The following is a 3,256-nucleotide window of genomic DNA, read 5'->3' as shown; positions in this document are numbered from 1 at the left end:
TGTTCCTTTTGGCGGAATTTGTCCAAAAGAAATGGTTACAAACATAAATGCAATAATGATTTTGATGATTTTCATTTGCAATGTTTTCATTTTTTCGATTTCTACCAAACTGACCGCTAACGTCTTGGCACTACAGCGGGTTTGGGACTAAATTAAGCCCATTCTTCGGATTTGCCAAATCATTCCAAATACAAGACCATTTTCCCATTAAGCCAAATGCCCAAATCCGTTGTAGTGGCTGTTACAGGCAGGTTGTTTTGTCGCAATTATGATATTAACTGCAACTTTCACGCTTCTGTTTTTCAGTCAGTTATTTTAATTATAAATTCGTTATCGCTTTTTGTGTTTTCTGTATTGTAATCGGTACATTTTTCCCCATCTCTAAATGAGCAATTTGCAATTTTTACTGTGTCCACACCGACTTTTAATCCTTTAAATGTCATTTCAATTAAACCGCCCGAACCAATATATCCTAATCGTGCATTTAAACTTTGAGAGTATTCTTCTTTTACTTTTTTTAATAAAGGATTGTTCTTTTCATTTAGCCAACAATTTGAATAGCCTGTCGAACCATTTTCATAAAGTCTGATATGAAATTCTTGACCAACTTTAATTTCAAAAGAATCATTTTCTCCGCTTTTGTAATAATCTTCAAATTCTCGATAGTAAAATATTGATAAAACGAGAATAATAAATGTAACCAAAACCAATATTTTTTTCATAATTAGAACTCTGTTTTATTTACTTTTTTAGAATTCAGCAAAATTTGGCTTTTCTGCGCAATTTTGGTTCAACTTGCCTGTAACGTTCTGGCACTACAGCGGGTTTGGGACTAAATTAAGACCATTCTTCGGATTTGCCAAATCATCCCAAATACAAAACCATCTTTCCATTAAGCCCAATGCCCAAATCCGTTGTAGTGGCTGTTACCAGCAGTATTTTTTAGAGGTCTATAATTTCAAGACCAAATTCTCTTGGCAATTTTTTTGCTTTTTTAAATTTTACATCAAAGTGTCTTTTATTTGATAACTCAATAATTTCTGCAATGTCTTTTGCAGATGTGTTACAACCAAAGATAATTTCTATTAGTGATTCTTTCTTAAAGGGCATTAACCCATTATTATTCATTTTTAAAACCCTAATCTCTCCTTCATATTCCCAGTCTAAGGATTTTGTTAATACCATATCTTTAACAATAGTTTCTCTGTTTTCTATATGATTGTATACAGGATAATTTTGCGTATAATTGACAGGTAAAGGATATACAAAAAAATCTGGATCTTTAAGAATATCAAATTTCAAACATACTCCTTTATGGGAATCAGTGTAATGTGACCACATTAAAAGATTTTGTTCATTCATAGTGAAGCAACATATGCCTGTAGAATTAATGATTTTATCAAAACTACTTTCGATAGTATCTTTCCATCTATTTGGTTCATTAAAAATTATTTCTGAAAGGTCGGATATAACTTTTTCAGATAATTGTTCAAACGTGTTTTTTTTGATAAATCCTGCGATTTCTTCTTTTGTGTTATTAGTGTCGGGAACAATTTGACAATCAAAAGGGTCATTGAATTCTCTTGGACTTGAAAACCACAAAGAGTTGTTTTCAAGTAGTTTTTTAGCAGAATCTATTGTACGATATTTACAAAGAAATTGTGAGAGTTGTTTATTTCTTACGCCAATTTCTAAAAGTTTTGGTAGTGGAATATTTTGATTCATTCGTTATTTTTGGTTTAATATTGCTGGTAACGTTCTGGCGCTTGGCGAGGTTGCGAAGTTCGGAACCGATTATTTTCTGTTAAAGATAAATTTCTTGCGAGAAATAAACGTGAATTTACTACAAAATTCGCAATCTTGCCAAACGCTTGTTGTGCGTTCGCATTTTTAATTATGTCGTTCAACTTCTTCTTTCGGTTTTATAATATGTCCGTCATTAGTATCCACTAGTATAGTTGAAGACATTCCATCTCCATATTTCATAATCCACTTTCTTATTTGCCAATAGAGCTTATTTTCAAAAATTTCTAAATCTATTTCAATCTCGGGCATCAAGTAATTCTGTTTTTTTGCAATCTCAATAGCTGATAAGTAAGGCACAGTCAATAACGAATCAAAATTTATTTTTTTATTCAAGTTTCCATTTTCAGAATAGAATTTCCAATCACCAAAGCGTATCAATTCATCTTTTGTCATAGCACCTTCTTCCTTAATATTTCCATTTTGATAGTACTGTCTCCAATAAAATTCTTTGGTCAGTCTGTTTTCGGTAACTTCGAAATGTCTGTGACCTGATTTATATTTTTCTCTAACTATTTGAAAATTTAAACTGTCTCTAATTTCTCTTTTGTCTTGAATTACTAACGTGTCAATGACGCTATAAACTTGAATGTAAAGAGGACCTTTGAAAAGAACTTCACTTTTTATGTTTTTTATAGAAGTTTGAGAAAAACATAATGATGGATAAATTAATAGTATAAGTATCTTTTTCATTCATAGTGGTGTTTAATGTGACGCACAACGTTCTGGCACTACAGCGGGTTTGGGAATAAAAATTAAGCCAGTTCTTCAGATTTGCCAAATCATCCCAAATACAATACCATTTTTCCATTAAGCCCAATGCCCAAATCCGTTGTAGTCGCTGTTAGCAGTAGTTGTTTTTAACCTTTCCTTTTTACCGTCATTATTTGTTCATTGTTATTTTCGGAAAAATCTGAATTTCTTTTTCCATCAAAACTCCAAATCATTAAAAACTCATTTTCGTTTAATGGTTTAATTACTCCTAGAATTCTTCCCATTTCTTTATTTTCTTTCATCGCAATTATATCAAGTTCAATAGGCGTTTTTCCATAATTTATTAAATATTTCATTTCTCCTTTTTGGCCATCATTTTTTCCGCCATGTATGATGAAGTTTTTCCCATCAATAAATTCTCCGTTTACTGACATTGAAGCATAATTGTCTTCGCTTAAAATAAAATCGGATTTATTTCCCCAATAATCAGTCATGTTCCAATTTCCAACAAGGTTTAATTTTTTATTTTGAGAATATGAAGTACTATTGATGACAATTAAAATCAATAACAATATTTTTATATTAGATTTCATTTTACGATTTTTTTACAATTACTGCTAACGTTCTGGCACTACAGCGGGTTTGGGACTAAATTAAGGCCTATTTTCGGATTTGCCAAATCATCCCAAATACAAAACCATTTTCCCATTAAGCCAAATGCCCAAATCCGTTGTAGTGG

General features: G+C 31.4%; 4 protein-coding genes. All 4 read right to left on the bottom strand.

Annotation, left to right across the window (positions count from 1 at the left end; all coding sequences use genetic code 11):
- Window positions 1–302 precede the first annotated feature (302 nt).
- The 4 genes from AAEO57_RS20720 to AAEO57_RS20705 all read right to left on the bottom strand — a co-directional run bounded on the left by AAEO57_RS20720 (window position 303) and on the right by AAEO57_RS20705 (window position 3,110).
- Complete coding sequence (locus AAEO57_RS20720) at window positions 303–722, bottom strand: protease inhibitor I42 family protein (RefSeq protein ID WP_341694931.1); 420 nt, start codon at window positions 720–722, stop codon at window positions 303–305.
- 220 nt (window positions 723–942) lie between these two features.
- Complete coding sequence (locus tag AAEO57_RS20715) at window positions 943–1,725, bottom strand: DUF2971 domain-containing protein (RefSeq protein ID WP_341694930.1); 783 nt, start codon at window positions 1,723–1,725, stop codon at window positions 943–945.
- 165 nt (window positions 1,726–1,890) lie between these two features.
- Window positions 1,891–2,496 (bottom strand): toxin-antitoxin system YwqK family antitoxin, encoded by a 606-nt coding sequence (locus AAEO57_RS20710; RefSeq protein ID WP_341694929.1) that lies wholly within the window; start codon window positions 2,494–2,496, stop codon window positions 1,891–1,893.
- Window positions 2,497–2,663: 167 nt separating this feature from the next.
- Complete coding sequence (locus AAEO57_RS20705; RefSeq protein ID WP_341694928.1) at window positions 2,664–3,110, bottom strand: hypothetical protein; 447 nt, start codon at window positions 3,108–3,110, stop codon at window positions 2,664–2,666.
- Window positions 3,111–3,256 lie beyond the last annotated feature (146 nt).

Source organism: Flavobacterium calami, from assembly GCF_038290035.1.
Taxonomy (GTDB): domain Bacteria; phylum Bacteroidota; class Bacteroidia; order Flavobacteriales; family Flavobacteriaceae; genus Flavobacterium; species Flavobacterium calami.
Note: the sequence above shows the minus strand (reverse complement) of the source record. Positions and strands in the feature narration are given on the sequence as shown.

Coding starts and splice junctions, on each gene's coding strand:
- AAEO57_RS20705 (WP_341694928.1), bottom strand. CDS start 3,110: ATGAAATCTAATATAAAAATATTGTTATTGATTTTAATTGTCATCAAT.
- AAEO57_RS20710 (WP_341694929.1), bottom strand. CDS start 2,496: ATGAAAAAGATACTTATACTATTAATTTATCCATCATTATGTTTTTCT.
- AAEO57_RS20715 (WP_341694930.1), bottom strand. CDS start 1,725: ATGAATCAAAATATTCCACTACCAAAACTTTTAGAAATTGGCGTAAGA.
- AAEO57_RS20720 (WP_341694931.1), bottom strand. CDS start 722: ATGAAAAAAATATTGGTTTTGGTTACATTTATTATTCTCGTTTTATCA.